The organism is Mycobacterium simiae, assembly GCF_008370645.1.
GTDB lineage: Bacteria > Actinomycetota > Actinomycetes > Mycobacteriales > Mycobacteriaceae > Mycobacterium > Mycobacterium simiae_A.
The window spans coordinates 1-3,290 of sequence record NZ_VTZN01000302.1; the positions used below are offsets into that span (position 1 = coordinate 1).

2 protein-coding genes are annotated in these 3,290 nt (G+C 61.9%); both read left to right on the forward strand.

The genetic code is table 11. The features are described 5' to 3' along the window. The first annotated feature begins 509 nt into the window (after positions 1–509). The gene (locus tag F0Q45_RS25030) at positions 510–929 is read left to right on the forward strand and encodes a helix-turn-helix domain-containing protein (RefSeq protein WP_188113151.1); all 420 of its coding nucleotides are present in this window, start codon (positions 510–512) and stop codon (positions 927–929) included. A gap of 3 nt (positions 930–932) precedes the next feature. Then, the coding region (locus tag F0Q45_RS25035) for an AMP-binding protein (protein WP_149656448.1) at positions 933–3,290 on the forward strand (2,358 nt) is incomplete at its 3' end.

A 3,290-nucleotide genomic window follows, 5' to 3' on the forward strand; every position in this document is an offset into this window, starting at 1 on the left:
GGGGATACCCACCGTCCGCTGAATCAGGGACATTGCAATCGTCCAATTGGGGGACTGAAAATTCATCCTCAAGCTTAACCCGTCATCTGACAGACACCACCAAATCGCCGCGGCTATAATGGCGCCAGTCCGGGCTATGCGGACGTGCGGTGAATGACAGCCGAGTTAGAAGTAGGACAAGAAGGGGTATGTCGCCACTTGAGCGGTCATAGCCGTTGGGCGATAAATGCCACCAAAGAAGAAAGTTTAGTGACGAGATAGTCGAAACTACGGGTCTTCAGCCGCGCAATCCGCATTGGGTAGGCAGCCGGGTAATCTCCCCAACACGAACAGCGAACTTGTGGCGATGGACGGGTCGTCGACTAATTGTTCGACAAGGCTACACCATGGGTGTTTCACGGCAAATTAGTATGCGGCGCCATAAATATCTTTACGTGATTGTCTATGACGGTTGTCAGCGTTGTTCCACAGCGAGACATATTGAGGGGCGGGATGATTCACGTATCGCATTGCCCGGGAGACCGAAGGCGGAATTGGTATTGACCGAGGAGGAACACCAGACGCTGACGCGGTGGGGGCGGCGGCGTAAGTCAGCGCAGGCGCTGGCGCTGCGGGCCCGGATCGTGCTGGGCTGTGCGCACGGCCCGTCGAACCAGGAAGTGGCGGCGCGCGAGCGGGAGGCGCAGCCGGCGGCGGGCAAGCGGCGGCCGTTCATCGAGGCTCGCTGCAACGGGCTGGTCGACGACCCGCGGCCGGGGCGGCCCGCCTCGATCACCGCTGAGCAGGCAGAGGACGTGGTGGTGGCCACGCTGGAGTCCACCCCGGCCAACGCGACCCACTGGTCCCGCGAGAGCATGGCCGAGCAGTGCGGACCGAGCAAGTCCACGATCGGGCGGATCTCACGGCGACAACGTAGGCCCGGTCATTAGGTTATGGGGAATGGGAATCTAGCGTGGTTGCTTGCCGAGCGGGCCGCAGAAGCGGGCTGGTATGACAAGCCTGCCTACTATGCGCCGGAGGCGGTGACTCATGGTCATGTCCACGATAGTGTCGCGCGGATTGGCCGTGTGCTTAGAGATCGCGGCCTGACTAAATGCGACCGCGTTCTTTTGTGTTTGCCGGATTCATTGGATTTAGTGCAGTTATTGCTGGGTTGCTTAGCTCAGGGCGTTGCGGCATTCATCGCGAATCCGGAGCTTCATCCCGAAGATCATGCGTTTTACGAGCGGGACACTGAGCCGGCGCTAGTCGTCACGTCTGGCGGTTTGCTGGATCGTTTTGAGCGGTCACGGGCGGTGGAGATTGGAAAGCTGGTGTCGGATGCGGCCCAAGCTGTGCCGGCGCCTTATGAGCTGGTTAGTGGTGATGCTGTTGCCTACGCCACGTATTCGTCGGGTACGACGGGTACACCCAGGGCGGTGCTTCATCGGCACGCCGACGTGTTGACGTTTGTCGGCGCCATGTGTCGTGGCGCGTTGCGACTGACTCCCCAAGACATCGGGCTGAGTAGCGCACGTATGTATTTCGCGTACGGCCTGGGTAATTCGGTCTGGTTTCCGCTTGCGTCTGGTAGTTCCGCGGTGATCAGTCACTCGCGGGTGAGTCCGGAACTGGCAGCTCAGCTCTGCGGGGAATTTGAGCCATCGGTGCTCTACGGCGTCCCAACGTTCTTCGCCAGAATTGTCGACACATGCCGCCCTGAATCGTTCCGTTCGCTGCGCTGCGCGGTATCGGCGGGCGAGGCTCTGGACATCGATCTCGGCAAGCGACTCACGGAGTTCTTTGGTGGTGTCCCGATTCTCGACGGTCTTGGTTCTACCGAGGTTGGACAAACATTCGTGTCCAACAGCGTCGATGAATGGCGTCTCGGGACATTGGGAAAGGTTCTCCCACCGTACGAGATTCGTGTCGTGGCGCCCGACGGCTTGAACGCCGAACCCGGGGCAGAAGGCGACCTTTGGGTCCGCGGGCCCTCGATCACGCCTGGGTATTGGAACCGGCCGGGAACGCTTTCGCTGCACGATGGGGGCTGGCTCGACACACGCGACACCGTCTGTGTCGATAGCGACGGGTGGATTACCTACCGTGGCCGCGCTGACGAGGTCGAAATTATTGGGGGCGCCAATGTCAACCCGTTGGAGGTCGAACGCCTCATTGTCGAAGACAATGCTGTGGATCAGGTTGCGGTCGTCGGATTAAGGGAATCCACCGGCTCGTCGGTCCTGCAGGCGTTTCTGGTCCCCAGTCGCGATGTCAGTCTCGATGAATCGGCTATCCGCGACATCCATCGGCGATTGCTCGGCCGATTGTCATCATTCAAGGTTCCGCATCGGTTTGCCATTGTCGACCAACTCCCACGAACGGCGACGGGCAAATTGTTGCGAAATGCGCTTCGGACGCAGAGCCCAACCGAACCGATTTGGCAGGTGGCGTCCGTACCGCCGGCGTCGGCCGCTGCACCCGAGCTTGCTGGCCGGCCGGAAAGCGCCGGTTCGTTGACGCTTACCGAGCGGCTGGCCGCTTTGCAGCAAGAGCGCTACCGCTTGGTAGCGGACGCAGTTAGTTCTGAGACCGCCAGGATGTTGGGTCAGTCCGATCCTCACTCGGTGAACCGCGATCGCGCCTTCACCGAACTGGGTTTTGACTCGCAAATGACGGTCGAACTGCGCAATCGCTTGGCAGCGGCGACCGGCTTGCAGCTGGCCGACACGGTCGGTTGGGACTACGGCTCGGTGTCGGGGTTGGCCAAGTTCTTGGAGGTCGAGCTGTCCGGCGGGGACAGGCGGGTCAGCGCGCTCCCTACGGCGGTCGTGGCCGAGCCGGTGGCCGTGATCGGCATGGCGTGCCGGTTTCCCGGCGGGATTGATTCGGCTCACGCCCTATGGGAGGTGGTCAGTAGCGGTACGGACGTGATGGGGGCTTTCCCGGCCGATCGTGGCTGGAACCTCACCGAATTGTTTGACCCCGACCCGGACGCCGTCGGAAAGACGTATACCCGCTATGGCGCATTCCTGCCCGACGCCGCCGGCTTTGACGCGGAATTCTTCGGCATCTCTGCGCGCGAAGCCCAGGCCATCGATCCCCAGCAGCGGCTGCTGTTGGAGGTGTGTTGGGAGGCGTTGGAATCCGCGGGCATTGACCCCGCCACTCTGGCCGGCTCCGACACCGGAGTTTTCGCTGGTACCTGGGCACAGCCGTACGGGGACGCAGGTTCGGAGGGGGCCGAAGGCTACGGCCTGACCGGGAACGCCACCAGCGTGGCCTCCGGGCGGGTGGCGTATCTGTTGGGG